Origin of the sequence: Thioclava kandeliae (genome assembly GCF_040297545.1) — a bacterium.
Taxonomy (GTDB): domain Bacteria; phylum Pseudomonadota; class Alphaproteobacteria; order Rhodobacterales; family Rhodobacteraceae; genus Thioclava; species Thioclava kandeliae.
Genome location: NZ_JAYWLC010000002.1, coordinates 91,298 through 115,523, shown reverse-complemented (window position 1 = coordinate 115,523; position 24,226 = coordinate 91,298). Strand labels below are relative to the sequence as shown.

General features: G+C 63.0%; 24 protein-coding genes. 4 read left to right on the top strand and 20 right to left on the bottom strand.

The features are described from left to right. Positions 1 to 1,110, bottom strand: a complete 1,110-nt coding sequence (locus VSX56_RS03205; protein WP_350934808.1) for a hypothetical protein — start codon at positions 1,108 to 1,110, stop codon at positions 1 to 3. Next, positions 1,103 to 1,657 carry an ATP-dependent protease subunit HslV gene (hslV, locus tag VSX56_RS03200; RefSeq protein ID WP_339113618.1) on the bottom strand — a complete coding sequence of 185 codons (555 nt, stop codon included), beginning with the start codon at positions 1,655 to 1,657 and terminating at the stop codon, positions 1,103 to 1,105. The genes VSX56_RS03205 and hslV overlap by 8 nt, the downstream gene beginning before the upstream one ends. 98 nt (positions 1,658 to 1,755) lie before the next feature. Here hslV and VSX56_RS03195 point away from each other — a divergent pair, with 98 nt between their 5' ends. Continuing rightward, a complete protein-coding gene (locus tag VSX56_RS03195) occupies positions 1,756 to 2,694 on the top strand; it encodes a hypothetical protein (RefSeq protein ID WP_350934805.1) in 939 nt (312 codons plus the stop codon). Between the two features lie 73 nt (positions 2,695 to 2,767). Then, a complete protein-coding gene (locus VSX56_RS03190; protein WP_350934803.1) occupies positions 2,768 to 3,583 on the top strand; it encodes a GNAT family N-acetyltransferase in 816 nt (271 codons plus the stop codon). A 55-nt stretch (positions 3,584 to 3,638) separates the two neighbouring features. Here the strand turns inward: VSX56_RS03190 and trxA are convergent, their stop codons facing one another. The 8 genes from trxA to regB form a co-directional block, all read right to left on the bottom strand. Then, complete coding sequence (trxA, locus tag VSX56_RS03185) at positions 3,639 to 3,959, bottom strand: thioredoxin (RefSeq protein WP_339113621.1); 321 nt, start codon at positions 3,957 to 3,959, stop codon at positions 3,639 to 3,641. A gap of 55 nt (positions 3,960 to 4,014) precedes the next feature. Further along, complete coding sequence (gene addA, locus VSX56_RS03180; protein WP_350934800.1) at positions 4,015 to 7,398, bottom strand: double-strand break repair helicase AddA; 3,384 nt, start codon at positions 7,396 to 7,398, stop codon at positions 4,015 to 4,017. Further along, positions 7,395 to 10,376 carry a double-strand break repair protein AddB gene (gene addB / locus VSX56_RS03175; RefSeq protein WP_350934798.1) on the bottom strand — a complete coding sequence of 994 codons (2,982 nt, stop codon included), beginning with the start codon at positions 10,374 to 10,376 and terminating at the stop codon, positions 7,395 to 7,397. Before addB ends, addA begins: the two co-directional genes overlap by 4 nt. Then, positions 10,369 to 11,058, bottom strand: a complete 690-nt coding sequence (locus VSX56_RS03170) for a nucleotidyltransferase family protein (protein ID WP_350934796.1) — start codon at positions 11,056 to 11,058, stop codon at positions 10,369 to 10,371. Before VSX56_RS03170 ends, addB begins: the two co-directional genes overlap by 8 nt. Further along, a complete protein-coding gene (locus VSX56_RS03165; protein ID WP_350934794.1) occupies positions 11,034 to 12,008 on the bottom strand; it encodes an aminoglycoside phosphotransferase family protein in 975 nt (324 codons plus the stop codon). Before VSX56_RS03165 ends, VSX56_RS03170 begins: the two co-directional genes overlap by 25 nt. After that, positions 12,008 to 12,490: a tRNA (adenosine(37)-N6)-threonylcarbamoyltransferase complex ATPase subunit type 1 TsaE gene (gene tsaE / locus VSX56_RS03160; protein WP_339113626.1), complete on the bottom strand. Its 483-nt coding sequence runs from the start codon at positions 12,488 to 12,490 to the stop codon at positions 12,008 to 12,010. The genes VSX56_RS03165 and tsaE overlap by 1 nt, the downstream gene beginning before the upstream one ends. 40 nt (positions 12,491 to 12,530) lie before the next feature. Beyond that, entirely contained in the window at positions 12,531 to 14,024 is a 1,494-nt protein-coding gene (locus VSX56_RS03155; RefSeq protein WP_350934791.1) for a PAS-domain containing protein, read from the bottom strand. 151 nt (positions 14,025 to 14,175) lie between these two features. Next, positions 14,176 to 15,555, bottom strand: coding sequence for a sensor histidine kinase RegB (regB, locus tag VSX56_RS03150; RefSeq protein WP_339113628.1), 1,380 nt, complete (start codon positions 15,553 to 15,555; stop codon positions 14,176 to 14,178). A 141-nt stretch (positions 15,556 to 15,696) separates the two neighbouring features. Between regB and VSX56_RS03145 the strand changes: the two genes are divergently transcribed. Together VSX56_RS03145 and VSX56_RS03140 are read left to right on the top strand one after the other, a co-directional pair. Beyond that, positions 15,697 to 16,329: an SCO family protein gene (locus VSX56_RS03145; RefSeq protein WP_339113629.1), complete on the top strand. Its 633-nt coding sequence runs from the start codon at positions 15,697 to 15,699 to the stop codon at positions 16,327 to 16,329. An 88-nt stretch (positions 16,330 to 16,417) separates the two neighbouring features. After that, complete coding sequence (locus VSX56_RS03140; protein ID WP_339113630.1) at positions 16,418 to 16,972, top strand: ActR/PrrA/RegA family redox response regulator transcription factor; 555 nt, start codon at positions 16,418 to 16,420, stop codon at positions 16,970 to 16,972. A 4-nt stretch (positions 16,973 to 16,976) separates the two neighbouring features. Here the strand turns inward: VSX56_RS03140 and VSX56_RS03135 are convergent, their stop codons facing one another. The 10 genes from VSX56_RS03135 to VSX56_RS03090 form a co-directional block, all read right to left on the bottom strand. Further along, the gene (locus VSX56_RS03135) at positions 16,977 to 18,728 is read right to left on the bottom strand and encodes a methyl-accepting chemotaxis protein (RefSeq protein WP_350934788.1); all 1,752 of its coding nucleotides are present in this window, start codon (positions 18,726 to 18,728) and stop codon (positions 16,977 to 16,979) included. Continuing rightward, positions 18,725 to 19,009 carry a hypothetical protein gene (locus tag VSX56_RS03130; RefSeq protein ID WP_350934786.1) on the bottom strand — a complete coding sequence of 95 codons (285 nt, stop codon included), beginning with the start codon at positions 19,007 to 19,009 and terminating at the stop codon, positions 18,725 to 18,727. The genes VSX56_RS03135 and VSX56_RS03130 overlap by 4 nt, the downstream gene beginning before the upstream one ends. Positions 19,010 to 19,070: 61 nt before the next feature. Next, positions 19,071 to 19,529 (bottom strand): Lrp/AsnC family transcriptional regulator, encoded by a 459-nt coding sequence (locus VSX56_RS03125; RefSeq protein WP_339113633.1) that lies wholly within the window; start codon positions 19,527 to 19,529, stop codon positions 19,071 to 19,073. Between the two features lie 92 nt (positions 19,530 to 19,621). Further along, positions 19,622 to 20,053, bottom strand: a complete 432-nt coding sequence (gene mscL, locus VSX56_RS03120; protein WP_339113634.1) for a large conductance mechanosensitive channel protein MscL — start codon at positions 20,051 to 20,053, stop codon at positions 19,622 to 19,624. Positions 20,054 to 20,132: 79 nt separating this feature from the next. Next, positions 20,133 to 20,975 (bottom strand): cell envelope integrity protein TolA, encoded by an 843-nt coding sequence (gene tolA, locus VSX56_RS03115; protein ID WP_350934783.1) that lies wholly within the window; start codon positions 20,973 to 20,975, stop codon positions 20,133 to 20,135. After that, positions 20,972 to 21,412: an ExbD/TolR family protein gene (locus tag VSX56_RS03110; RefSeq protein ID WP_350934781.1), complete on the bottom strand. Its 441-nt coding sequence runs from the start codon at positions 21,410 to 21,412 to the stop codon at positions 20,972 to 20,974. Before VSX56_RS03110 ends, tolA begins: the two co-directional genes overlap by 4 nt. 5 nt (positions 21,413 to 21,417) lie before the next feature. Next, the gene (locus tag VSX56_RS03105; protein WP_350934779.1) at positions 21,418 to 21,798 is read right to left on the bottom strand and encodes an ExbD/TolR family protein; all 381 of its coding nucleotides are present in this window, start codon (positions 21,796 to 21,798) and stop codon (positions 21,418 to 21,420) included. Positions 21,799 to 21,804: 6 nt separating this feature from the next. After that, positions 21,805 to 22,497: a MotA/TolQ/ExbB proton channel family protein gene (locus VSX56_RS03100; protein ID WP_339113638.1), complete on the bottom strand. Its 693-nt coding sequence runs from the start codon at positions 22,495 to 22,497 to the stop codon at positions 21,805 to 21,807. Positions 22,498 to 22,699: 202 nt separating this feature from the next. After that, entirely contained in the window at positions 22,700 to 23,335 is a 636-nt protein-coding gene (locus VSX56_RS03095; protein WP_350934777.1) for a hypothetical protein, read from the bottom strand. Positions 23,336 to 23,400: 65 nt separating this feature from the next. Then, a complete protein-coding gene (locus VSX56_RS03090; protein WP_339113640.1) occupies positions 23,401 to 24,192 on the bottom strand; it encodes an inositol monophosphatase family protein in 792 nt (263 codons plus the stop codon). Positions 24,193 to 24,226 lie beyond the last annotated feature (34 nt).

The window sequence follows — 24,226 nt, the reverse complement described above, 5'->3', positions numbered from 1 at the left end:
TTACTCCGTTTTATAGGGCGGCAGGGCTGACTTGCCGGGAAACTCGGGCAGCGCGCGCATCAGCGCGACACGCAGCCCCGTCCACCACGCGCCAAGCGCGGTCAGCACGATGCCGGTAAAGAAGAGAACCGTGGCCGAGACCTCGAACCAGTTATCGGTCGGGGTCTCGGCATCGGTCAGCCAGCTGACCAGAAAGATCAGATAGCCGATGCCCACGGTCAGGAAAGAACGACGGTCGATGATCAGCGCCAGCAGGGCGATCGCGACCAGAGACAGGGCCAGAAGCGCATAGCCCAGCCCCGGCCCCATGCCGATAAAGGTCATCGCCACCGTATTGACGAGCGCGGGGGCTGCACACAGATGCAGCCAGAACCCGCTGGCCGAGGCCCGCCCCAGCCGGTGCGGGTCACGCATATCGAACCACATACCGCCCGCAAAGGCCGCTAGCCCGAAGATCAGCGTGCCAAGCGCCAGCGTCGAATTGCGCAGATCCATCGTCTCGTCAAAGGCGGTGAAGGGTGCGGTGAAGAGATCCTCGGTCGAGCCGAAGAGCACGAAACACCCCGCCAGCCCGCAAAGCGCGATCAGCACCATGGTGAAGGGCAGCCGGAAGCGGCGATACCACGCCGCCAGCGCCCCCGCCATCACCACCGACAGCGTCAGCACGACGGCTTTGGGGCTGGATTGCAGGCTGAACACATGGCCCAGACACCAGATCGCCAGCGGCAGGACCGAGGCGCCATAGGTCAGCACCAGGAGAATCGAGGGCAGCACCATCCGCCGCTTGCGGGTGAAATACTCGGCCAGACCCCATGTGACCACAGCCCAAAGCGAATAGATCATCACCACGCCGGTGGTAAACACCGTCTGCGGATCGGGCAGCAGAACACCTGCGGTCAGCGTCAGCCCGAAGGCCCCCGCAATCAGGATGCCCAGACCCACGGTTACAAAGATCTCGGCAAAGCCGCGGAACAGCTCGAACGGCTCGTCCTCGGCAGCGCGGTGACTGGCCCGTGCCGCGGCCAGCGCCTGTACCGAGGCAGCCTGTGCCTCGCTCAGATGGCCCGCCGCGACGGCCGCCCGCAGATCTGCCCACGAGAGATCAGCCAATCGTTTCCACCGTCACATTGCCATTGGTATAGACGCAGATATCGGCGGCAATCGCCATCGCCTTGCGCGCCACGTCCTCGGCATCCAGATCGGTCTCGATCAGGCCGCGGGCCGCCGCCAGCGCATAATTCCCGCCCGAGCCGATCGCCGCGATATTATGTTCGGGCTCGAGCACATCGCCTGCGCCGGTGATGACAAACAGATCGGTGCCATCGGTCACGATCAGCATCGCCTCGAGATTTTTCAGATATTTGTCGGTGCGCCAGTCCTTGGCCAGCTCCACACAAGCCCGCGCCAGCTGACCGGGAGCGGCTTCCAGCTTGATCTCGAGACGCTCGAGCAGCGTGAAGGCATCCGCCGTCGAGCCTGCAAATCCCGCCACCACATCATGGCCACCGGGGCTGAGCCTGCGCACCTTGCGCGCCGTGCCCTTGATCACTGTCGGGCCAAGGCTGACCTGACCGTCACCCGCCACCACGACCTTACCACCTTTACGCACACCGATAATTGTTGTGCCGTGCCAGCCTGGGAATTTATCTTCCGACATACAAACCTCCGTTTGACCCTGATATGTAGGCGCAGGAAAACGCTTGCAACCCTACCTTGGCACTTGCCGAAATGGATAAGCGGTGGAAAGCTGATAAAATGGACCAGCATCTTACACTTTACCTTGATCCGCCTGCCCTCGCCCGCCTGAACGCGGGGCAGCACAACTTTTTCCAGCGCGTCATCGGCGCGGTGGAATCCGTCGGATGGACGGTATCGGTCGAGGAAAGCACGCTCAACGCGCGGCTGGAAGCGCCCGAGAAGAAGGGCTATGCGCTCTATCATATGGAAGAGCCCACCCATGACCGGGCGCTGACCTGCCGCCGCAGTTATACCGGTGCCTACTGGCATGTGGAGGCGCAGGCCGCACGCTGGGAATGGCCTGTCGCACACAAGAAATTCCCCGCCCGCAAAATCGACACGCAGGAGGCCAAGACCTTCTACCGCGCCTTGCGCGAGAAGGTGCTGGGCAAGGACAAGGTCACCGATGAGGGCTTCGCGCTGATGCCCCTGCAGGGCCGGCTCTCCGACCATCGCAGTTTCCAGTCGATGAGCCCCATGGAGATGATCGAGACGGTGATGGTGCGCGTGACCCAGCCGGTAATTGCCACGCTCCATCCGAATGAGGACTATACCCCCGCCGAACGCCAGATGCTGGTGGCGCTGGCCAACCGCTATCCGCATTTCTCAGTGCAGGAAGGCGGCACGCCCGAGTTGCTGCGCCGCTGTTCCTATGTGATCACGCAGAACTCCTCGGTCGCCTTCGAGGGCTATATCCTGCGCAAACCCGCGCTTCTCTTCGCGCAGGTCGACTTCCACCATATCGCGGGCTCCGTGCCGCATATGGGGCTTGATGCAGCGCTGGAAATGCTGGCAAAACGCCAGAATTTCGCTAAATACCTGACATGGTTCCTGCGTGATCAGGCGCTCAATGCCGCCCGCCCCGAATTCGAGGCCCGTCTTCTGGCGCATCTGCATGCCAAAGGCTGGCCGGTGCCGGAGGCAGACATCGACATACCCACCCCGATCGCCTCTTGAGGGCACTATATATATGGCCTATCTCCATCCCCCCCGACATCACACGGACACTCTCGACCTCGTTTTCAGGCCTATGGGGTTCGAACATCTCGAGGCGCTGCACGGCCTCTCGGTCTCTTTGGGCTGGCCACATCGGCGGGCCGATTGGGAGACCAATCTACAGATCGGGCACGGGATTGTGGCGGTCGATGCGCTGGATCGGGTGCATGGTTCGGCAATGTATTTCCCCTATCAGGGCGATCTGGCCTCCATCGGGATGGTGATTGCCCATCCCAAACTGGCCCGAACCAGCCTGTTCGGAACGCTGGCGCACGAAATGATCGACCGGAGCACGCGAAGCCGCAGCACCAGAGGCGTTTTTCTCAACGCCTGCAAAAATGATGTCGCCTCCTATCGTGATCTCGGAATGCGGGCGGATCTGCCTGTCTATAAATACGAGGGGATCCTGCCATGCGATTTTTCTATCGCCCGCGAAGTCCGCAAGGCCGAAGCGCAAGATCTGCAGGCCATCTATGCGCTTGACGGAGAAAGCTATGAGGCCGACCGGCGCGCTCTGCTTGCCGTTTTGGCGGATCGTTCGGATTGTTATGTGATCGAGGCGCGCGGACAAATCACGGGGTTTGGCATGCGCAGGCGCTTCGGGCGCGGCACACTTATCGGACCGGTTACCGCCACAGGGAGTCAGGATGCGATCCGGCTGACCACCTCGCTCATGGCAGGGCTTGCGGGAAGGTTCGTGCGGCTTGATACCCGCCTTGAAGAGGGCCCCTATACAGAATTTCTGACCGCCCTCGGGCTGAAGGCCACGCCGGATGTCACCACAATGAGCGATGGCCAGCCAAAATTCCACCCGCAGAGCTTCGCGATCTCAAGCCATTCGACCGGCTGAACCGACATAAAAAAGACGCCCCGAAAGGCGCCTTTTCAGAGTGATATCAAAACGATCAGATCGCGTCGTTGATCCAGTTCTGAAGCGCCGCTTTCGGAGCCGCGCCGATCTTGTTGGAGACGACCTCGCCATCCTTGAACAGGAAGAGCGCCGGAATACCGCGCACGCCAAGAGCGGCGGGGCTTTCGGGGTTCTCGTCGACATTGACCTTTACGATCTTGACCTTACCGGCCATCTCGCCTGCGATCTCTTCGAGCGCCGGGCCGATCTGGCGGCACGGGCCGCACCATTCCGCCCAGAAATCGACGACGACGGGGACGTCGGATTTACGGACTTCGGAATCGAAGGTTGCGTCGGTGACTGCGACTGTTGCCATGGGATTTCTCCTGAATACTAAGTTGATGAGAACGTAGGTATGCGGCCCCGCGCCGTCAAGATGCGCTCTCGGTGCGCAAAGCCGCATCCATCTGTGCGTCCCCCAGCCAGTCGATCCGCGCCTGCGCCGTCCACAGGAGACCGCATTCGATCCGGCGGTCGGGATAGATCTGGCGCAGCATGGCCCGATAGGCCGCCAGTTGGCGGACCAGTCCGAGCGGCGTCTGCGCCACATCGGCAGGCACGATCTGGTTCGATTTGTAATCCAGCACCTGCACGAGATCCGGCCCGACCAGAAGCCGGTCGATGATCCCGTGCATCAGTTCACCGTCCAGCGTGGCCGTCAGCTCCACCTCGGCCAGAGCCTCGGGCGCAAGGAAGGGCTGCATCGCGGGGGCGGACAGCACCGCCCGCGCCTCGGCCATCAGTGCGGGTAGCTCGGTCTCATGGGCCGCGTCCTCGCCACTCAGCAGCAGATCGCGTGCCCAGTCCTCCCAGTCGGCCTCGGGCCAGTTAGGGAGATGCTCGAGCAACATATGGATCTGGCGCCCGCGCCGTTTGGCCGCCTCCTCGTCGAAGATACCGGGCAGATCGCCCGCCAATGCTTTCGCCCCGCCCAGATCCGAAGGCGTCAGCACGCGCTTCGGGCGCTCGGGGCGCAAGGCGGGCAGACGCGCCCAATCGGGCAGCTCGGGATAGGTCTCGACCACGCGCCCGGCCTTGAACCCCGCCTCGGGCCAGTTGCCATATTGCACGCGGCGGATCTCTCCCAGGCTCTGCAGATCGGGGGAATGGCCCGTGGCGGGGCGGTCCCCTGCCTGCACAAGGCCGGTCGAGATCATCGAATACCAGCTGTCATCGCCCTCGCCGATCTTGCCCTGCGCGGCCACAATCAGCCATTTCTCGGCCCGCGTCATCGCCACATAGAGGAGACGCATCTTCTCCTCGGTCTGGCGCGCGACATTGGCCGCCTGCGCATCCGCCTCCTCGGGAGACCGGTCGGCAGACGGCGCGGCCCATGCCGCCGTGCCATCCTCGAGCCGGTAGATATTGAGCGGCCGTGCCTTGACATGCGGCTTGCCCGTATCGGGCAGGATGACTACCGGCGCCTCGAGCCCTTTGGAACCATGCACCGTCATCACACGGATCGAGCGCCCCGCCCCGGCCAGCTGGCGTTTGACCTCGACATCATCGGCATCGAGCCACACGAGGAACCCCGTCAGGCTCGGCACCTCGGCCCGCTCGAACGCCAGCGCCTGCGAGATCAGCTCGTCGATCCCGTCCTCGGCCTCGACCCCCAGCCGCGCGATCAGCCGCTCGCGCCCGCCATGGCGGGTCAAGAGCCGCTCGATCAGATCATGCGGACGCAGGAAATCGGCCTGATCGCGCAGATCCTGCAGGATCCTCAGCGTTTCGGGATGGCTTTCGGATTTGCGCAAAGCCTCCCACAGGTAGCCCTTGCGCGGCTGCGCCAGCGTATAGAGATCCTGCTCGCTCCAGCCAAACAGCGGCGATTTCAGCGCCTCGGCCAAGGCCAGATCATCCTCGGCCGTGGCAAGGAAGGCCAGCACCGAGCGGATATCCTTCACCGCCAGCTCCGCCCCCAGCTTCAACCGGTCGGCGCCGGCAATCGCCAGCCCCGCCGCCTTGCACGCGCGGATGATCTCGGAAAAGAGCGCGCCGCGCCGCTGCACCAGAATGAGGATATCGCCCTCATGCAGCGGGCGGCTCTCCTTGCCCTCGGGCAGGCGCACACCCTGATCGATCATCGCGCGGATCTCGGCGGCCACGGTGCGGGCCAGCACCACGGTCGGATCGGTATCGGTGCGCAGGTCGACGGGGTTCTCCCATGTCTCTTCCTGCTCGGTCTCGGTCTTCTCGACCACCGGCCACAGATCTACCCGACCGGGCATCTGGTCGAAAAAGGCGATATGCTCGGGCGCGCCGCCCAGACCCTCATTGGCCTCGCCCAGAAAGGTCACATCGGTCAAGCCCAGCACCGCCGCCGAGGAACGGAAACTGTGCAGAAGCTGCGCTTCCTGCAAGGGCCGTCCGACGGCTGCGAATTTCTGCGCAAAATGCCGCTGCATCGCCTCGAACGCGCGCAGATCGGCCCCCTGGAAGGAATAGATCGACTGCTTGCGATCGCCCACCACGAAGATCGTGCGCGTCTCGTCGCGCGCGCCCTCGCCTGCGGTAAACTCGTCGGCCAGACGCTCGATGACCTTCCACTGGCTGGGCGAGGTATCCTGCGCCTCGTCCACGAGAATATGGTCGATCCCGCCATCCAGCCGGAACAACACCCATTGCGCCATGGTGCTATCCGACAACAACCGTCCTGCCCGCTCGATCAGATCGTCGAAATCGAGCCAGCCTCGCGCGGCCTTTGCCGCCTCGAGCTTCGGCAGGAAGACCCGCGCGAAGGTCTGCAACGCCTCGGTGCGGTCGGCGGCTTGCAGACCTAGACGCAAGGGACGGGCCTGTTCAACCCGCTCCATCAGTTCGTTGAACGGGTCCATCGCCGTCCCCGCCGCCTTCTGTGTCGCCTTGGTGGGGACCGTGCCGATTTTGGCCGAAAACGGCGCCTTGGCCGTGGCCCCCGTCAGGCAGACATCCTCCAGAATGGCCAGCGCCTCCAGATCGGGTGCCGTGATCAGGCCGAGTTTCAGCGCATTTTTCTGATCGGTCGCCGCCCCCTTGGCCATAACCGCCACCAGATCCCGCAGGGTCTTCAGATCATGGGCGTCAAACACCTCGTCCAGCAGCGCCTGAGCGTCGAACCCGGGAGGCAGACCATAAAGCGGAAGGATTTTGTCGCGGGTCAGATCCTGTGCGAACCCGTCCTTGTTGCCCGCGATATTGGCCAGCAGCCCGCCCAGATCATCGGTTGAATAATACCGCACCAGCCCGTCCAGCACAGGGCAATCCTCACCTGTGGCAATCTCCTCGAGGATGGACTGACGCAAGAGATCGCCCGAGCGGTCATCCATCTCCGAGAACCCATGCGGCACCCCCGCCTCAAGCGGGAACCGCCGCAGGAGGGCTGCACAGAAAGAGTGGATGGTCTGGATCTTCAACCCGCCCGGCGTCTCGATCGCTTTGGCAAAGAGCCTGCGCGCCTCGGCCAGACGCTCGGCATCGATGGTGATTTCCTCACCCAGATCAAGAAGTTGCTGGCGTAGCGCGTCATCGGGCAGCATCGCCCATTCGCCCAGACGTTTCAGCAGACGGTTCTGCATCTCGGTTGCCGCCGCCTTGGTATAGGTCAGGCACAGGACCTTCTGCGGCTCGCTCCCGTTCAGCAGGAGCCGCGCGACACGGTCGGTCAGCACCCGCGTCTTGCCAGACCCCGCATTGGCCGAAAGCCATGTGGAGGCCGTGGGCGAGGCCGCGCGGATCTGGCGGAGCGTGGCGTCATTGCGCAAGGGGGTGGTGCTCATATCAGATCTTCCCCGTCCGGTATCTCGCTCAGCTCCCACTCGCCATAGCGAGAGAGCTGGTCGTAATCGCTGCTATCCTGCGCGCCGTGCATTGCGCGCCGCGCGGTAAAGCCCTGCTCCGGCTTCATGTAAGTGCCCACCAGCTTGCAGAATTTGGCCCATGCCTCTTCCGCCGTCTCGGTCTGAAGCTCACCGCCGCGGGGTTTGAACTCGACTGTCGTGGTATAGGGGGCCGTCTCGCCCTCGCCGCCCAGACGGATATAGGTCATGCCTTCCACCTCGCTCGGGCCGATCTGGCTGAAGGCCCCACGCCTGACCATCGCCGCCTCCAGCAGAAGCTGCTTGTCGAAATGGATCATCTCGCCTGCAGAGGGTAGAACCCCTGATTTATAGTCGTAAATCCGGCTCAACCCGTTTGTCAGAATGTCGATCCGGTCGGGCTTGGCGGTCAGGCGGAACGCGAGGTCGGGCACGGCAAGCCCGCCCTTTTCCTCGATGATCGCGGGTTTGCCCAGCTTGGCGCGCGCCACCTCGTCCGTGGCAAATCGCTGCGCGATCTTGGTGATCCGCGCGAGCCAGAGCCGCTGCACCGAGGGCCATGGCACCGATTGCCCGAGCACCTCCTCGGCGATGCGGATGAGGCGCTGCTCACCCTCTGCCGCCTGCTCGCCCTCGGGGCGCTCCTTCACATAACGCTCGACGATCTCGTGCAGCACATTGCCCCGTTGCAGCGCATCCGGCTCGGGACGCAGCGGGTTGAGCGGATAAAGCCGCAGCACCTTTCGGGCATAGATCGTATAGGGATCGCGGATCAGCGTCTTCACCTGCGTGACCGACAGATCCTTGGGCCGCGCCTCAATCGGCGGGCGCGGCGAGGGTCGGCGCATGGGCTTGGTCTCGCCCAGCGGACGGTCGAGGCTCGAGGCGAGCCCGAGCCATGTCGCGCCGCGCGCGCGCATCTCGACAAGCGCCTCGGGGCCACGCCGGTCGGGCAGGCCCGACATCAGGTTGACCAGCCGGTTCACCCAGCGCGAGGGCACGGTCTCGGCCTCGGCATCACGTTTCGCGCGCGTCAGGATCACGCGCGGGGCACCAACCGCTTGCTGGAAGTCATGCGCCGAAAGTCCGGTCTGGCGTTCGGGCAGCAACAGCCCCGCCGCCAGACGCATCTGCCGCGAGAGCCACGGATCGGGATCGGGGGCTTCGGGCCACGAGCCCTCGTTCAGCCCTGCCAGAATGACCTGCTCCGCGCCCTGAACCCGCGCCTCGAGCGCCCCGAAAATGGTGATGTCACGATGGGCGGCGAGACCCGCGCGTGTCATCGACCCCTGCAGCAGGTGATTGACCAGATCGGTATAGGAGGCCGCCGTATAGCTGCCGCCATTCACCGCCTCGCGGGCCAGTTCGGAAAACACCCGCCATGCCTCGCGCCCGCCATCCTGAAGCCACAGCTCGCTGGCCTCGACCGAGCCATCCGGCCCTGTCGCCAGATGCGCCGCAAGGGCCAGATGGTGGCTGACACAGTCACTAAGCGGCTGTTCATAAGGCGACATCAGCATGGGGAAAAACGCGCCCAGCCAGTTCGCCCATGTCAGTTTCTCAACATAGTCGGGTTTATCGGCATATTTCTGTGCCCATGCCACCAACGCCGGATGATCGGGGAAAGCCGGCCCGTTGCGGCGCAGATCCAGCTCCAGTTCACGGGTATAGCGAAGATGCGTCCCGCGCATCGTCGAGCCTGTGGCGGTCAGCGGATGTTTGAGCAGGATCAGCAGCCCGTCCAGCGTCAGCGCCTCGCCACGCATCGCCGCCAGATGGCGCAAGAGCCGCCCCGGCGCGGTCTGTTGCAGCGGTTGCCCCGCCGAGTCATCGGGGATGATCCCCCAGCGGTCAAGCGCCACCGCCACCCGCCGGGTCAGCATCCGGTCGGGCGTGATGAGCGCGGTCGGCACCCCACGCTCGGCCGCATCGCGCAAAACCAGCGCGATGGCATTGGCCTCGGCGCGCGGATCACGCGCCTCGATCAGCGTCAGATCCTTGCAGGCGTCCAGCAGATCGGGCAGATCCGCGCCCTCGCGCATCCATTGATCGGTCACCGGTGCGGGGCGCAGCGCCAGCGAGATCAGCGCGTTACGCTCCGGTGACGGCTCGGAGCGGTCATGCCAGCGGAGCACATCGCCGGGCTCCGCCTCGACCGCATCCAGCATCGCGCGATAGCGGTATTGCGGGTGATCCTCGATCGGGAAACTGCCCGACTTCAGGCTTTTCCACGCATGCTCCGGCATCGAGAAATCAAACCCCGGCAGCACCAGCGCGCCTTGGGGAAGCCGTGCAACCGCCTGCATGAACAGCCCCGTGGCCCCGCGCGAGCCGGTCGAACCCGCCACGATGATCGGATCTGTCGGCCCTGCTTCCGCCCAATCCGCGATGATCTGCTCGACCACACGGCGCTGGCGGGCTTCGGCATCGGGGGTTGCGTCAGCCTCGAAATAGCGGGCAACAATGCGAATGAAATTAAGGCTCAACCGCCAGTGTTGCGCATGGGTATCGGCAATCTCCAGCGCCTCGAGATCGTCGGGCGTCACGCCCTCGCTCTGCATCTCGGCCATCAGCGTGGCCAGACTGTCAGCCAGCCCGAAGATCCCGTGCCCCGCCTCGAACCCCGGCAAACGGTCGACCAGCCCCGCGACCAGCTGCGCCAGCTCGAGCCGCCGCCGGAGCGCGGGCTCGGCGGGGGGCAGCCCGCGCATGGGCGCCCGCCCGAGATCGGTCACCAGTTTCAGCTGCGGCAGAAACCGCGCTCCATGTCGGTCGAATTCCTCACGCACACGGCGTAGCATCCGCCCCGAGTTCAGATAGAGCCGCACCCGCGCCATGGCCTCGGGCGGCTGGTCCTGCATCCGCGCGATCAGACCTGCCACCAGCTCGCGGGGAAAATCCACGCCGCAAGGCAGCGCATAGATGCCGCGCTCAATCATCGGCCAGCTCCAGCAGCGCCTCGGCCAGCGGAATGCTTTCGGGACGCCCGACATCACACCAGCCGCCCGAATGGACGAGACCGTACACCCGCCCCTGTGCCAGCATCCTGTCCCAGAGCAGGTTCAGCGAAAACGCGGCTTCAGGAATTTCCGAAAGTTCTGACGGATCGATAAGCTGCGCACCAGTATAGACAAATCCGGGACCACGCGTCAGGCGCCCCTCCGTCAAGGTAAAATCGCCCGCGCCTTTATGACCCGTCGCCCGTTCCGGCGGCACCAGCATCAGCAGCGCTGACATCTTCTTCGGGTCCCATGCTGTGCGCAGGGCCGCGAGCGGATTCGGGCCTGTCCAGATGGCATCGGTATTGAGCGTAAACACAGGCCCCTGCCCCAGAAGCGGAAGCGCCTTGCGCAGCCCGCCACCGGTTTCCAGAATCTCGTCCGTCTCGTCGGAAATCATCACATCGGACCCTGCCAGATGCCGGACGATCTGATCGCCGCGATAATGGATATTGGCGACGCTCCGTCCGATCCCGGCCTCCACGACCAGATCGAGCGCATGATCAATGAGCGGACGCCCCGCCACCTCAACGAGCGGCTTCGGACAATCCGCGGTCAGCGCCCCCATCCGCGTGCCGAAACCGGCGGCAAACAACATCAGGCTATCGGGCGTGTCGCACATTGTCGGCGTATCTCCTCGATCAGGGGGACATCGGGGCGCGGCATAGCTGCCATGACCGTTGCGCGCAATTGCGCGAGGGCGGGGTGGGCCAGATTGTGATCGAGATGTCCCCAGACGCGCGGCATGAACTCGAGATAGCGCGGCTTGCCCATTGCCACGCACAGGCGCACGAAAATTCCCAGAATGCGCAACGCACGCTGCGCCCCGAGACAGGCGTAAATGGCGGAAAAAATTGCGTTATCCTGCCCCGTCATGGCGCAATAGCGCGCGATCTGGGCTGTTTCAGTCTGGCGCGAGACATCGCGCCGTGCATCCTGCAGGGCCGAGACGAGATCATAGGCGGGATGGGCCAGGACCGCGTCCTGATAATCCAGAAGTCCGAGCCGGGCGACGCCCTGCCGCGCGGGCAGAAGGAGCGCGTTCTCGGCGTGGAAATCCCGGAGCGACACAACACGCTGACCGTCATCCAGCGCCTCGAACGCGCGGGCAATGTCCCCCGAGAGATCCGCCGCCGCCGTCATCGGATACCAGTCCTCGGTCAGCTTCGTCAGCGCGGCAAGCCCGCGGCCATCCAGTTCCGTCAGACCCGCGGGCGGTGTCACCGCACGCAGGGCAACCAGCACATCGGTGATCAGACCGTAAAGCTCGTCCTCGCGGGCGGGGTCGGCGCCAATGAGCCGCGCCACAAGGTCATCCCCCAGATCCTCGAGCAGCAGCAACCCCTGCTCTGGCGCGCGGGCATAGATCTGCGGGACCGAAAACCCCTGCGCCGCCAGCCAGTCGGTCATGCGGAGGAACCGTTGCAACTCGTCTCCCGGCTGGGTGATCATGAGGACGGCGGGGCGCTCTCCCCCGACCCGCTCGTAGCGACGGGCAGAAGCATCGCCGGCAAGCGGCTCGCGCTGCGCACCGCCCCAGCCTGCCTGCGCGAGGAAGCGCTCGATGTCCATCACAGCCCCTCCAGCATATCCGGCAGACGCCGCGCCCATGTCTCGTCGCCGCTGAAGACCACCTGCCGTGCCGCACCATCTTCTGTCAGCGAGAAGGCAAGGTGCAGCGCGGCATGGGGGACCAGATCTCCCAGACGATCGGGCCATTCAACCAGACAGATCGCGTCATGGAAGGCCTCCTCGAGCCCGAGCTCCAGAACGTCATCGGGATGGGAAAGGCGATAGAGATCGCTATGCCAGATCTCGGGCTCGGCCTCATAGACCTGCACGAGAGTAAAGGTCGGCGAGGGCACATCCTCGAACATGCCGAGCCTTTCGAGCCGATACTGGATCAACGCCCGAGAAAAATGGGTTTTCCCTGCCCCGATCTGGCCGTCGAGCAACAGAACATCGCCCGCTTTCAGGAAGGGGGCGATGACGCGGCCAAGTCTGGCGGTGGCATCGGGATCGGCGAGAGGCAGGGTCAGGATAGGAGCGGTCATAGCGCCCGTTCTATCCTGACCGTTCGTCCATGCAAAGGCGCTATTGCGCTGCGAGTTTGCGAAGCGGCTCTACCTCGGCCAGCAGTTCCTTTTCGGCAAAGCTCGCCATAAGGGCTCCGCCCGCCAGTGGCACGAAACGGCAGGCAATTACCCGCCCGTCGCGCAGGGTCACATCCCCCGCCAGCGGCTCGCGCTCGGCCATCGCTCCCAAACGCAGGCGCGCGCGGCTCCAGACCTCGGTCGGCACACAGGCCTCGGCCCATGCGCGCAACGAATCATGCAGACACATCCCTGCCGATTGCGCGGGCCAAAGACGATGATAGGCTGCATTGGCCGAACTCAGCTCGCCCGACGGCAGGAAAACGGCAACGGCTTCCGCGATATTGTCCAGCACCGCGCGATCCATCTCGCGTTCGGTATGAAACTTGCGCGTCAACGTCATCTCGGAGGTGATATCCTCGAAAAGGAAAGCGATCGCCCCGTCGGGATGCGGACGCCCTGTCACGCGATAGGTCTGACCATTGGGCAGGTTCCACGTCTCGGAATGATAACCGGCTGCCGCCTGTTTCTCGAGCGTGGTCATCTGCTCGCGCCAGCTTCGGTAATCCTTCGGTTCGGCCATCATTCGGGTCTCGCGCAGGCGGTCGAGGAAGGCATAGAGCGAGGGACGTTTCGAGAGGAAATCCACCCCGAGGGCGGTCAGATCACTGAGCGCGGGGTTGAAGAGCTGCAACTGGCGCTGACGGTTGAAGATGGCCAGCCCGATCGGCAGATCGGCAAAGGTCTTGGTCAGCGTCTGGACGAAATCGCGCAGTGCTTTTTCAGCATAAACCGTGGCATCCGCCGATTGCGCGAAATGCACCCAGTTGTCCCCCAGATGATAGCTGTAGCAATCAAACCATGTATCGATCCCGTCCTCGTCCTGGAGCATCACGCGGCGCGGCGCATATTCGGTCTGTTCCTGTTCGAGTTTGAACAGCTGCGGGAGTGGCCAGCTGAGCGTGACCTCTTCCTCCGCCAGAGACCCGGCGCGCAGCAGATAGGCTCGGTTGGCCCAGATCGTCTCGCCGGCTGCGCTTTCCTGCCAAACCAGAGAGGGCGACAGATCGAGCGCATGGCGCAGGTTCTCGAGTTCGTCCTCGAGCGCGCGCTGCGACAGCCCGTCCACCAGAAGCCCTTGGCCCTCGGCTTCCGGATCAACCAATGTGATCCGCGTCAAGCCGTTCACATCCTCGGCAATGAGCCGCAGCGGCGCCCCGCCATTCGGACCCGGAAAGCCGGAGACCTCGATCCGCCCGATCTCGGCAATACCCGCGAGCCGGTCACGCACCGATTCGAAGCGCGGCGTCAGGAAGGCGATGAGGCGTCCCCAGTCACTCGAGGCCAGAGGGGAGGCTTCCAGAAGTGTCCGTGCCGGGGCGGTCGCATCGACAAGCTCCTCGTCATCGAAGAGCAGGACCGTCTGCTCGATCATCGGCTGGAGGGACCGCGCGTCCTTCTTGCGCTGTCCGGCCTGCAGGCGTGTAAGCAGCAAGATCGCCACCGACGCCGAAACGGCAGATGCGATCGCAACCAACCCAGTGATGACCAAAATTTCCAACATTTCCCAGCCTCACGCCATAAACCGAGACCAAGAATGCAACACAATGGTTAATGCGTAGTTAAGCTTAATAAAACGTTTCGCATCAGCTCTCTATGGGAACATTCTCGCCAAGGGCCTCGCGCTCGGGCGCCAGAAGACGCTCGAGCGGCCATGCTAGCTCCACGATCGCGCCGGAGCGTTCGGGCTTGCGATTGGCCGCGACAAAAGGCGTGGTCCCGTTACGGAAGGTGATCCGTGCGCCCGTCCGTTCGAGCAGGGTCTTGGCAATGAACAGCCCCAGCCCCATCCCCTCATATTCTTTGCGGCTATTCGAGCTGCGCCCGTGCAGGAAAGGATCACCGATCCGGCCGATCACATCCGGCGCATAACCGCGCCCGTCATCACAGACCCGCACAACAATGGTCGAGCCACTCCAGAGCGCATCGACCCAGACCCGACCGTCAGCGAAATCCACCGCATTCTGCACCAGATTACGCAGCGCATGGATCAACTCGGGATAGCGATAGATCGCCGGTTGCTTATCACTGCCATCGCCAATCGGTTCTGTCGTAAAGATAATTTCCTTACCGCGATCCATGTGTGGCTCGGCCGCCTCACGCAGAACCGAGATCAGCGGCGCGGTGCGCAGATGCAGATCGTCCTTCCCCGCCCGCCCCATCGAGCGCAGGATATCGCGGCAACGGTCGGCCTGTTCGCGGATCAGGAGCGCATCCGCGCGCAGATCCTCGTCATCGGCCAGTTCGTCGGCAAGCTCGCTCGAGACCAGCTTGATCGTGGCAAGCGGCGTGCCCAGCTCATGCGCGGCAGCCGCCACCACTCCCCCCAGGTCGGTCAGCTTCTGTTCGCGCGACAGAGCCAGCTGCGCGGCCAGAAGGGCCTCGGCCATCACGCGGCTGTCATGCGATATACGCTGCGCATAGGCACCAAGGAACACCACCCCGATCACGATTGCCGTCCAGTATCCGAACTCGAACAGTTCGGGCAGCTGGATCACCTCGCCACCGGTCGATACCAGCGGAATATAGAGCCCCGCCACCAGCGTCGTCAGCACCAGCGTCACCGCCCCGATCAGCATCGTGGCCCGCCATTCAAGTGTGGTCGCCGCAATCGTGGTAGGGACAAGGATCAGCAGCGCGAAAGGATTGTTCAGCCCGCCGGTCAGCAGCAACAGCACCGCGAGCTGCGCCGTGTCAAACAGCAGGAGCGTCAGAACCGCCCCCTGCGACAACCTGCGGCTTTCCGGCGTCAGGAACAGCGCCAGCAGATTGACCAGCACCGATGTCCCGACCGTCGCCAGGCACCAGACAAGGTTGAGCCCGATTCCGAGCAGGAACCACGCCACCAGAATGGCCATCAGCTGCCCGATAACCGCAGTCCAACGCAGGAATGTCAGCGTGCGCAGCCGCACCCATTCATGGGAGGTGGGCCGATTGGCAGGGAGCGTCAGATCTGGAGCAACCATGCGGCTTTCCTTCCGTTAAGTCAAAATACAGCAAGGACAATCTACGAGCTTCAAAGAGGATGCCGTTGCTGGTAACAGTTACGCAAAATCCTCTTACCACCGTGACTTCAACTTGTCTGTCGTCGATACGGGAGAAAAGCGATGCCTCTCCAGACCAAACATTACGCTATCGCGGGCGCCATAATCGTTCTGGCAGGGCTCGTGACAGGCTGGGCGATCACACAAAGCGGCCCGAAAGATGTCTTTGCCGAATGCCGCGCTGCGGGTAGCGGGACCCGTGCGGATTTGGGGGGAGCCTTCACGCTGACTTCGGAAACCGGCGAGACCGTAACGGATAGGGATATCTTCACCAGGCCGACCATTCTCTATTTCGGCTACACCTATTGCCCCGACGTATGCCCGCTCGACACGATGCGGAATGCGCAGGCCACCGAGATCCTTGACGAGCGCGGCTACGATGTCCAGCCGGTCTTCGTGTCGGTGGATAGCGCCCGCGATACGCCCGAGAGCCTTACCGCCTTTACCGATGTCATGAGCCCGAAGATGATCGGCCTGACAGGCACCCCCGAACAGATCAAACAAGTCGCGAAAGCCTATCGCGTGTTGTTCTCGGTTCAGGACCCGAACGACCCCTACACCCTGATCAGCCATTCGACGCAGAGCTACCTCATCCTGCCGGATCTCGGCTATGTGGACTATTTCGACCGCGACGCCACGCCCGACGAGATGGCAGACCGTATCGGCTGCTATCTGGATCACGCAAAAAACAGTTGACCCCAGGCGCTTTCGTCCCTGCAGCATTTGACCCCGTCCACATCGCTGCGTAAAAGACGACAAGCGTTGTAACTGTCCGGATTGTCCAATGGTTGAAGATCTCTCTGCCGAAATCGGCTCCGACCGGAGCCTGTTGCTGGTCGATGACGATCAGGCCTTTCTGACGCGCCTTGCGCGTGCAATGGAGAAGCGTGGCTTCGAAGTGCGCGTGGCAGCCTCTGTGGCCGAGGGCAAAAACCTCGTGGCACAATCCGCCCCAGCCTATGCGGTCATCGATCTGCGGCTAGAGGATGGCAACGGGCTCGATGTCGTCGAAGCCCTGCGTGAAGCCCGCGAGGATGCGCGGATCGTGGTTCTGACCGGATATGGCGCAATCGCGACCGCGGTGGCCGCAGTGAAGATGGGCGCAACCGATTATCTATCGAAGCCGGCAGATGCGACCGATATCACCAACGCGCTTCTCGCCCGCGAAGATACACAACCCGCGCCTCCGGAAAACCCGATGAGCGCGGATCGTGTGCGGTGGGAACATATCCAGCGTGTCTACGAGCTTTGCGACCGCAATGTTTCTGAGACCGCGCGGCGTCTGCATATGCATCGCCGCACGCTACAACGCATTCTGGCAAAGCGCAGCCCGAAATAAGCCCTCAGCCCGCGCGCGCCTGAGGCTCGGCAGACCAGCCCGCCTGCTCCTGCGCGAGATTTCGGCGGAACACCGACATCGTCTGCTCAAGGCGCCCTGCCATTTCGTTCAGAGCATTATGGGCTGCCGTGGTCTCTTCGAGCATGGCCACGTTCTGCTGGGTCGTCCGGTCGAGCTGCTCGACCGAGCTGTTCACCTCGTTCACCGAGCGTGACTGTTCGGTTGCAGCCTCGGCCAGTTCGCGGATCTGGGTCGCGATCTGGCTGACATGGCGGATGATCCGATCCAACTCGGAAACGGTCCGGTTCACGAGCTCGGCACCGGTTTTCACCTGACGGCCGGAAGCCTCGATCAGCTTGCTGATTTCCTGCGCCGACGAAGAGGAACGCTGCGCCAGCTCCCGCACTTCCGATGCAACGACGGCAAAGCCGCGCCCTGCATCACCCGCCCGCGCCGCCTCGACACCGGCATTGAGCGCCAGAAGATTGGTCTGGAAGGCGATATCGTCGATCACAGACGAGATACGGGCGATCTGGTTCGAGCTTTCCTCAATTGCCGCCATCGCCTCGATCGACTCCGCGACGACGGTCGAGCTTTCACCTGCGGCCTGTCGGGCCTTCTCGGCGGAAGTCGAGGTATCGCGGCTGACCATCGCGGCCTGCTCGATAGACACCGTCAGCTGGTTGATGGCCGCGGCCGCATCACCCAGCGCGCTCGCCTGACGTTCGGACCGCGAGGACAGGTTATCGGCTGCTGCAGTGATCTCGGAAATCTGCGCGCGGATATCGGCAGAGCATTCGAAAGCGGTCGTCACGGTCCGCGCAAGCTGTTCGACCGACACATTGAAATTCTGGGCAAGGTCGGCGTAATTGGGATCGTCAGGCATCGTCATGCGCACCGAGAGATCCCCGTTTGCCAAACGTTCCAGCGCCGATTTCAGCGCCACAACGAAGGCTTCCTGCTTTTTCTGGCGCTCTTCGCGCTCGGCCGTCTGTTTCCGCTCGGCTTCCATGACCGCCATATCGGCTGCGTGTTTCTCTTCGGCCTGACGGGCCGCTAGCTCACCGGATTGCTTCGCCTCTGCTGCTGCTGCCTCTGCGATCTTCCGGTGCTCATTCGCCTCCTGTGACATCTGCTCGGCCTTTTCACGGGCGGCAGAGGATTCGGCGGTCAGCACCTCCAGCTGGGCCATGCGCTCCATCGCATCGCGGAAGAGCTTCTGGCGGCGGCGTACGACCTCGATCAGCACACCAGCTTCCAGCGAGAAGAGCCCGCCATGCAGAAGTATCCGCTCCATATTCTCGTAAACATCCGTGCTGGGATAGACGAGCACCGGATAGGCAAGGCCGAGCCCAGCCTGGTGGATCACAGTACTGACCGCAATCACAGTCAACGCCCGCACATCGACAAGGGCGGTAGCCATCGCACACATGACGAAGAATGCCATATGGGTATCGATGATCCACTGATGTCCGGCAAAGGCAGCGGTAAAAGAGAAACACTGGCCGATCATCCCCTGCGCGAGAATCGAACGACCCTTCTTGGTGTCGCCCAGACGCCAGCCCCAGACCGCCAGCGCCGCGAAGCCTATCGCGGAGATGGATGCGATCCAGAAGGCCGTGCCAATGATCCATGCCACGATGGAAATCCCTGCCGCCGAAGCGACCATGCCGATTGCGAGATATTTGATCGCAGCTTCGCGGCCAGCAAAGGGCTGATCACTATCATCATGAAAAAACGCCAGAATACTATTCATCCGCATATCCATTCCACCTTTTCGGCGTCCAAGAGGAACCAAGCACCGGCCTTTTCCAATTGCTCGGCCTGCGCCATATTATCGATAGAAACCAATTGCCCGAACGGAGCGCGTGTCGGACCGATCAGCTGCGCCCCCGCATCCTCTGCCACGACACTTGCATCGCTCCATGGCGGCACAATCATCACCACTAGCCCCACCCGTTCCGGAACGGAGCCTGACAGATGGGCCAAAGGCGCAACCAACATGGAAAAAAACAGAATCGCTACCTCAAGCCTCATCCCAACCTCACACACTGAGCACTGGAACTGTCTAAGGTTGAATCTTTAAATCGCGATTAAATTATATCGGAAGCGCTGTGGTGTTCTGGACTTCGTGCAACGAGAAGCTCGATTGAAGCTGCGCCACGCCAGGAAGCGAGGCCAGACGCGCGCGATGCAGCAGCGCGAAATCGTCAGTATCCTGCGCTACGACCTTCAAAAGGAAATCCGCTTTGCCCGCCATCAGATGGCATTCCAGAACCTCGGGGACCTTGCGCACCTCGCTCTCGAACGCGCGCAGCACCTCGTCTTTCTGGCTCGAGAGGGTAATCTCGACGAAGACCGTAGTGTTCCGACCAAGCCTGCGGCGGTCGAGAAGCGCGACATAATCGCGGATATAGCCCTCTTCCTCGAGCCGCTGCACACGCCGATGACAGGCGGAGGCCGACAGATTGACCCGCTCGCTCAGATCGGCGTTCGAGATGCGGCCCTGCTGCTGCAGGACCATCAGTATCCGGCGATCCGTCGCATCGAGTGACATATGGTTTCCTTCGACCCAAACTCGTCCGGGCCGAAGAATCTTCTAATTTCAGAGTTTATTCAAGAAAGCATCACCGCAAAAAACGGCAATAATTACTCTTTTTTCAGCGCATCGCGGATATCGATCAGAACATCCAGCTGACTCGGGCCGGTTTTCACCTCCGGCGCAACCTCCTGCGGCTTCTCGGCGGCCTTGCGGATGCGGTTCACCATACGCACCAGCAAGAAGACGATGAAAGCAATGATGAGGAAATTGATCACGGAGGTCAGGAAGGCCCCATAGGCAAAGATCGCCGCCCCCGCATCACGCGCGCTCTGCAAGCTCGATCCGGCCGGCACATCGCCCGAAAGAACGACATACATATTGCTGAAATCCAGCCCGCCGATGATGAGGCCGATAATCGGATTGAGCAGATCCGACACGATCGATTTGACAATCGCGGTGAAGGCCGCGCCGACGATGATCCCCACCGCCATGTCCATCACATTACCCTTGGCAATGAAGTCCTTAAATTCTTGCAGCATCCGTATTCCCTCATTCTCCGGACTCTATATCCGCCTATAGTTAGCGATACATATATCCAAAGCAACGAAGCCTTCCAGCCTACCGGCGCGCAAAGCTCATCGGCAGCGAAAAACTCAGGCTGGAGGCGCCAAGCCCGCGGGGAGCGGCCGGAAACTGCCCTGCCCGCTGCACTGCGGTCACAGCCGCCTGATCGATTGCGGCATTGCCCGAGGACCGTGCGAGCGACACCGAGACCAACTGGCCCGCGGCCGACACCGTCAAGCGCACGACAGCCTGTCCCTGCGCGCCACGCGCCGCAGACGGATACCGCTTACGCCGTTCGATCCGCTGGCGGATCTGCGCGCCCCAACGGCCACGAAGATTGTCGGCCTGCGCCTTGGAGAGGGTAGCAGCCTTGGCCTGTCCGTTCTCGCCCGCCGCACCACGATTGCCGCTGCCCGAGGCCGCCTGTGCCGCCTGTGCGGCACTTGTCCGGTCCGACTTGCGTGCGGGCTCCGGTTTGGCCTGACGCTTGGGTGCTGGCCTCTCGGGACGCGCCATCGGGCGCTCCGTGGCCTCCGGCGCAAGGGCAGAGCGCTCCGGCTCCGGCGGAACCTCGGGTTCCGCCTTCTCGACCTCGGGGATCGGCGGCGCGTCGGTCAACATGGGCAGATCGGATGGCGGCAGCTCGATCTTGGGCGGCTGGATGACCGGCGGCTCGGAAGACAGCTGCATCACCGGCTCCGGCACCTGCGGATTTTCCCATTGCTCTACCATAGCGGCGACCTGCGCATCGGCTGCCTCGAGGCTGACCATCGCATCGCCCGCAGCACCTGCCGACATCGAGCCCTCGTCCCGCGAGACAAGCCCGAAGGCCAGCACATGCAGCGCCGCCGCGACAATAGCAAAGCTGCCCAGTTCGAAGATCCGCATCGTGGTCATCGGGCGTCTCCCCGCGATGTCACCAGTTCGACCTGAGCGAATCCGGCCTTGCCCAGAACCGGCAATAGCGCGGCCAGACGGGTGGCCCCGGCACTCTGATCTCCGCGCAATAGCAGATGCGCCGGTTGCGCCGAACAATCCGACTGCGCACAATACGCCTCGCGCGCCGCAACGAGCGCGTCGAGCAGCGGTGTAACATCATCCTTTGCGGCAAGGGTCAGCTCGCGAAAACCCAGCTGCCCGTCCGCGCCTAGATAAACGCTGAACTCGCCTTCCGCCTCGGAGGCTGCCTCCGAGACCGGCGGCTCGGTCGGGAAAGGTTCGGGCGGCGCCAATTTTGCCGAGATCAGGAAAAAGATCAGCAGCAGGAACACCACGTTGATCATCGGCAAGAGCGAGGCATTGCCCTTCTGCCGTTTGGGCGGCGCAAATTGCATGGGCCTCACTCCACCAGAATCAAGCGACTGAACCCAGCGGCGGTCAGCCGGTCCATCACCGAAACCAGATCCTGCAGATCCGCCTCCTTGGCGCGCAGGATCACCGGATCGGCACGGGTCTCGGTCAGCCGGTCCAGCTCGGCCAGCAGATCATCGAAACTCCGCGAGACACCGTTCAGCTTGACCACACCCTCGGGGCCGATATCGACCAGCCGCGGCGCGCCTGTCCATTCCGAGGCTGCCCCGCTGGCAGAGGCCAGCGGCAGACTGACATCCTGACTGAAACGCGATGCCAGCATGAAGAAAACAAGAAGCAGAAAGACCACATCGATCATTGGGGTCAGATCCGGCTTGCGGCGCGGACGGTCGGGCGCGAAATTGAACATCGGGTCTCACTCCGCCGCAAGCGCGCGGATCGTTTCTGGCGTTGCCTCGCGGGACACAAAAACCTGTGTCGCGGTGTCTTCCATATCCTCGCGTAGCCGGTCGGTGATGCTCTCAAACCAGGTCAGCGCGACCTGCGCCGGAATGGCCACCGCCATACCCGCCGCTGTGGTTAGAAGAGCCTCCCAGATCCCCCCCGCCAGCGTGGACGGATCGGCACGGGCACCCGCCTCCTGCAAGGCCTGAAACGCCGAGATCATCCCCGTCACCGTGCCCAGAAGGCCGATCAGCGGACCGATCGTCGCGGCAAGCTCCAGACCGCGCAGCCCCCCGCGTGCCTTGGCCAGCAGGCCATGTGCCACACGGCCGGTTTCCTCGCGCGCCTCGGTATCGGTGAGATTGGAATGGGCGGCCATCATGGCCGCGCGGGTCAATCGCGCGCGCAGACTGCGGCGTCCGTCAAGGAGGCCTATGGCCGCGTCATGCTGCCCCGCCTTCCATTTGACCAGAGCGGCCCGTGAGTGGCGTCCGCCGGACCACGCCCCGAAGCAGGCGAAGCGATAGAGTTTCCACAAGATCAGCGCCACTGTAAGCACCGACAACAGGGCAATTGCCCAGATCGCGGGACCGCCCATCTGGAGGAAGTCCGTCAGACGGCTTAGGCCGGTCGCTGGATCCACTGTAATCGATTCAGGTTCCATCTCGTCCTCAATATCAGAGTATTTCTATCAGAAATACAAACTGAGCAAGCTTGTCAACGATGGACGGCGCGATTCTTGATAAATTTGGTAAACTATTAGGGCAGCAGCGCATAAAAAAGCCGGAGCAAAGCCCCGGCTGATCGTTCGGAGTTTCAAAAGACCGCTGCGCTGCGACAGCCCCGACGCGACGCAGCGGCCTTTGTTACGCAGCGGCGCGCTGCATATCCGTGTTCTCACGCAGCAATCGGGAGGCTTGCCAGGCCGACCATCCTTCAGGCTGGGTCATGTGGAAATCCTCGAGACAGGGATCGGGCAGTGGCGCCCCTGCAAAACGGGCCCGCGCTTCCTCGCGCGCCTGCCGGATGATCTCCTCGGCGCGGCGCGACATCGCACCTTCCACCAGATCATGCAGCAACTGACGCAGGTCGGGCTTATCATCGGGACGGGTTTCGTCAATCAGCCCCATCACGCGCTGCAGACGCTGGCGCGCGGTTTCCAGACGATCGATCGCGCGATCACGCTGATCGGCACGGAATGCCAGCTCCAGCGGCAGGCTCTCCCGATAGCTGGCCAGTTCGGCCCAGAGCGCGTCTGCGGCAGCCTCGAGCGACGGATCAATGATATTCAGCTTGGCAATCCGCGCCTCGACGCGGGCAATCCCTTCGCGGATACGGGCAACGCGGCCATGCAGCTGCACCTCGGCCGCCTCGGAGGTGGCGATATCGCGCGCGGCGCGACCGATCTCGATCAGCCCCATCGCCACAGCCACAACCTGATGGTCAACGACAACACGACGCGCTGTCACACCCGCCAGAATCCAGTCCTGTTCTTGATGCATAATCCACCTCGCTTTCTGCGTTGTTCCAAACATCGCAGAGCAAGGTGAACAAGAGGTGAACGAGCTTACTCCGGCTTACGGAGAATTTTCGTCAAAGGCTCGAACATCTCGGCATTGGTCGCCACGACCGAACCGCTCGCAAAGATCTCCTGATCCTCGCGCACGGCAGACACGAACCCGCCGGCTTCCTTGACGATCACCAGACCGGCCGCCATGTCCCACGCCTTCAGCTCGCGCTCCCAATAACCGTCGTAGCGGCCCGCGGCCACATAGGCCAGATCCAGCGAAGCCGCCCCCCAGCGGCGTACACCGGCACAGGCGGGCATCAGGCGCGCCAGATCGCGCAGCGTCGCGGGCAGCGTGTTCTTGGCGCCGAAGGGCACACCGGTTGCAAAGACCGCATCGGTCATCGAGCGACGGCCCGACACCCGCAGGCGGGTATCGTTCATGAAGGCACCAAAGCCCTTCTCGGCAAAGAACATTTCGTCCTTGGCAGCATCGAAGATCACACCGGCAACGACTTCACCCTTATGCTCGAGAGCAATCGAAACGGCCCAATGCGGCATGCCGTGCAGGAAGTTGGTGGTGCCATCCAGCGGGTCGACGATCCAGCGGCGGGTCGGGTCCTTGCCCTCTTCCTCACCGGTTTCCTCACCCAGCCAGCCATAGGTGGGGCGCGCATTCAGCAGCTCTTCCTTGATGAGCTTCTCGGCCTCGCGGTCGGCGCGCGACACGAAATCCCCTGGACCTTTGGAGGAGACCTGCAGGTTCTCGACTTCGCGGAAGTCCTTCACCAGCGACCGGCCTGCCTTACGGGCGGCTTTGATCATGAGGTTAAGATTTGCGCTGCCTTGCATGGGAGATCTCCTTGGGGGGTTCGAAGCGACCGCT

Excerpts from the sequence above, each read along its gene's own strand:
- hslV (WP_339113618.1), bottom strand. The coding sequence starts at position 1,657 with ATGTCGGAAGATAAATTCCCAGGCTGGCACGGCACAACAATTATCGGT.
- VSX56_RS03195 (WP_350934805.1), top strand. The coding sequence starts at position 1,756 with ATGGACCAGCATCTTACACTTTACCTTGATCCGCCTGCCCTCGCCCGC.
- VSX56_RS03190 (WP_350934803.1), top strand. The coding sequence starts at position 2,768 with ATGGGGTTCGAACATCTCGAGGCGCTGCACGGCCTCTCGGTCTCTTTG.
- trxA (WP_339113621.1), bottom strand. The coding sequence starts at position 3,959 with ATGGCAACAGTCGCAGTCACCGACGCAACCTTCGATTCCGAAGTCCGT.
- addA (WP_350934800.1), bottom strand. The coding sequence starts at position 7,398 with ATGAGCACCACCCCCTTGCGCAATGACGCCACGCTCCGCCAGATCCGC.
- addB (WP_350934798.1), bottom strand. The coding sequence starts at position 10,376 with ATGATTGAGCGCGGCATCTATGCGCTGCCTTGCGGCGTGGATTTTCCC.
- VSX56_RS03170 (WP_350934796.1), bottom strand. The coding sequence starts at position 11,058 with ATGTGCGACACGCCCGATAGCCTGATGTTGTTTGCCGCCGGTTTCGGC.
- VSX56_RS03165 (WP_350934794.1), bottom strand. The coding sequence starts at position 12,008 with ATGGACATCGAGCGCTTCCTCGCGCAGGCAGGCTGGGGCGGTGCGCAG.
- tsaE (WP_339113626.1), bottom strand. The coding sequence starts at position 12,490 with ATGACCGCTCCTATCCTGACCCTGCCTCTCGCCGATCCCGATGCCACC.
- regB (WP_339113628.1), bottom strand. The coding sequence starts at position 15,555 with ATGGTTGCTCCAGATCTGACGCTCCCTGCCAATCGGCCCACCTCCCAT.
- VSX56_RS03145 (WP_339113629.1), top strand. The coding sequence starts at position 15,697 with ATGCCTCTCCAGACCAAACATTACGCTATCGCGGGCGCCATAATCGTT.
- VSX56_RS03140 (WP_339113630.1), top strand. The coding sequence starts at position 16,418 with ATGGTTGAAGATCTCTCTGCCGAAATCGGCTCCGACCGGAGCCTGTTG.
- VSX56_RS03135 (WP_350934788.1), bottom strand. The coding sequence starts at position 18,728 with ATGAATAGTATTCTGGCGTTTTTTCATGATGATAGTGATCAGCCCTTT.
- VSX56_RS03130 (WP_350934786.1), bottom strand. The coding sequence starts at position 19,009 with ATGAGGCTTGAGGTAGCGATTCTGTTTTTTTCCATGTTGGTTGCGCCT.
- VSX56_RS03125 (WP_339113633.1), bottom strand. The coding sequence starts at position 19,529 with ATGTCACTCGATGCGACGGATCGCCGGATACTGATGGTCCTGCAGCAG.
- mscL (WP_339113634.1), bottom strand. The coding sequence starts at position 20,053 with ATGCTGCAAGAATTTAAGGACTTCATTGCCAAGGGTAATGTGATGGAC.
- tolA (WP_350934783.1), bottom strand. The coding sequence starts at position 20,975 with ATGACCACGATGCGGATCTTCGAACTGGGCAGCTTTGCTATTGTCGCG.
- VSX56_RS03110 (WP_350934781.1), bottom strand. The coding sequence starts at position 21,412 with ATGCAATTTGCGCCGCCCAAACGGCAGAAGGGCAATGCCTCGCTCTTG.
- VSX56_RS03105 (WP_350934779.1), bottom strand. The coding sequence starts at position 21,798 with ATGTTCAATTTCGCGCCCGACCGTCCGCGCCGCAAGCCGGATCTGACC.
- VSX56_RS03100 (WP_339113638.1), bottom strand. The coding sequence starts at position 22,497 with ATGGAACCTGAATCGATTACAGTGGATCCAGCGACCGGCCTAAGCCGT.
- VSX56_RS03095 (WP_350934777.1), bottom strand. The coding sequence starts at position 23,335 with ATGCATCAAGAACAGGACTGGATTCTGGCGGGTGTGACAGCGCGTCGT.
- VSX56_RS03090 (WP_339113640.1), bottom strand. The coding sequence starts at position 24,192 with ATGCAAGGCAGCGCAAATCTTAACCTCATGATCAAAGCCGCCCGTAAG.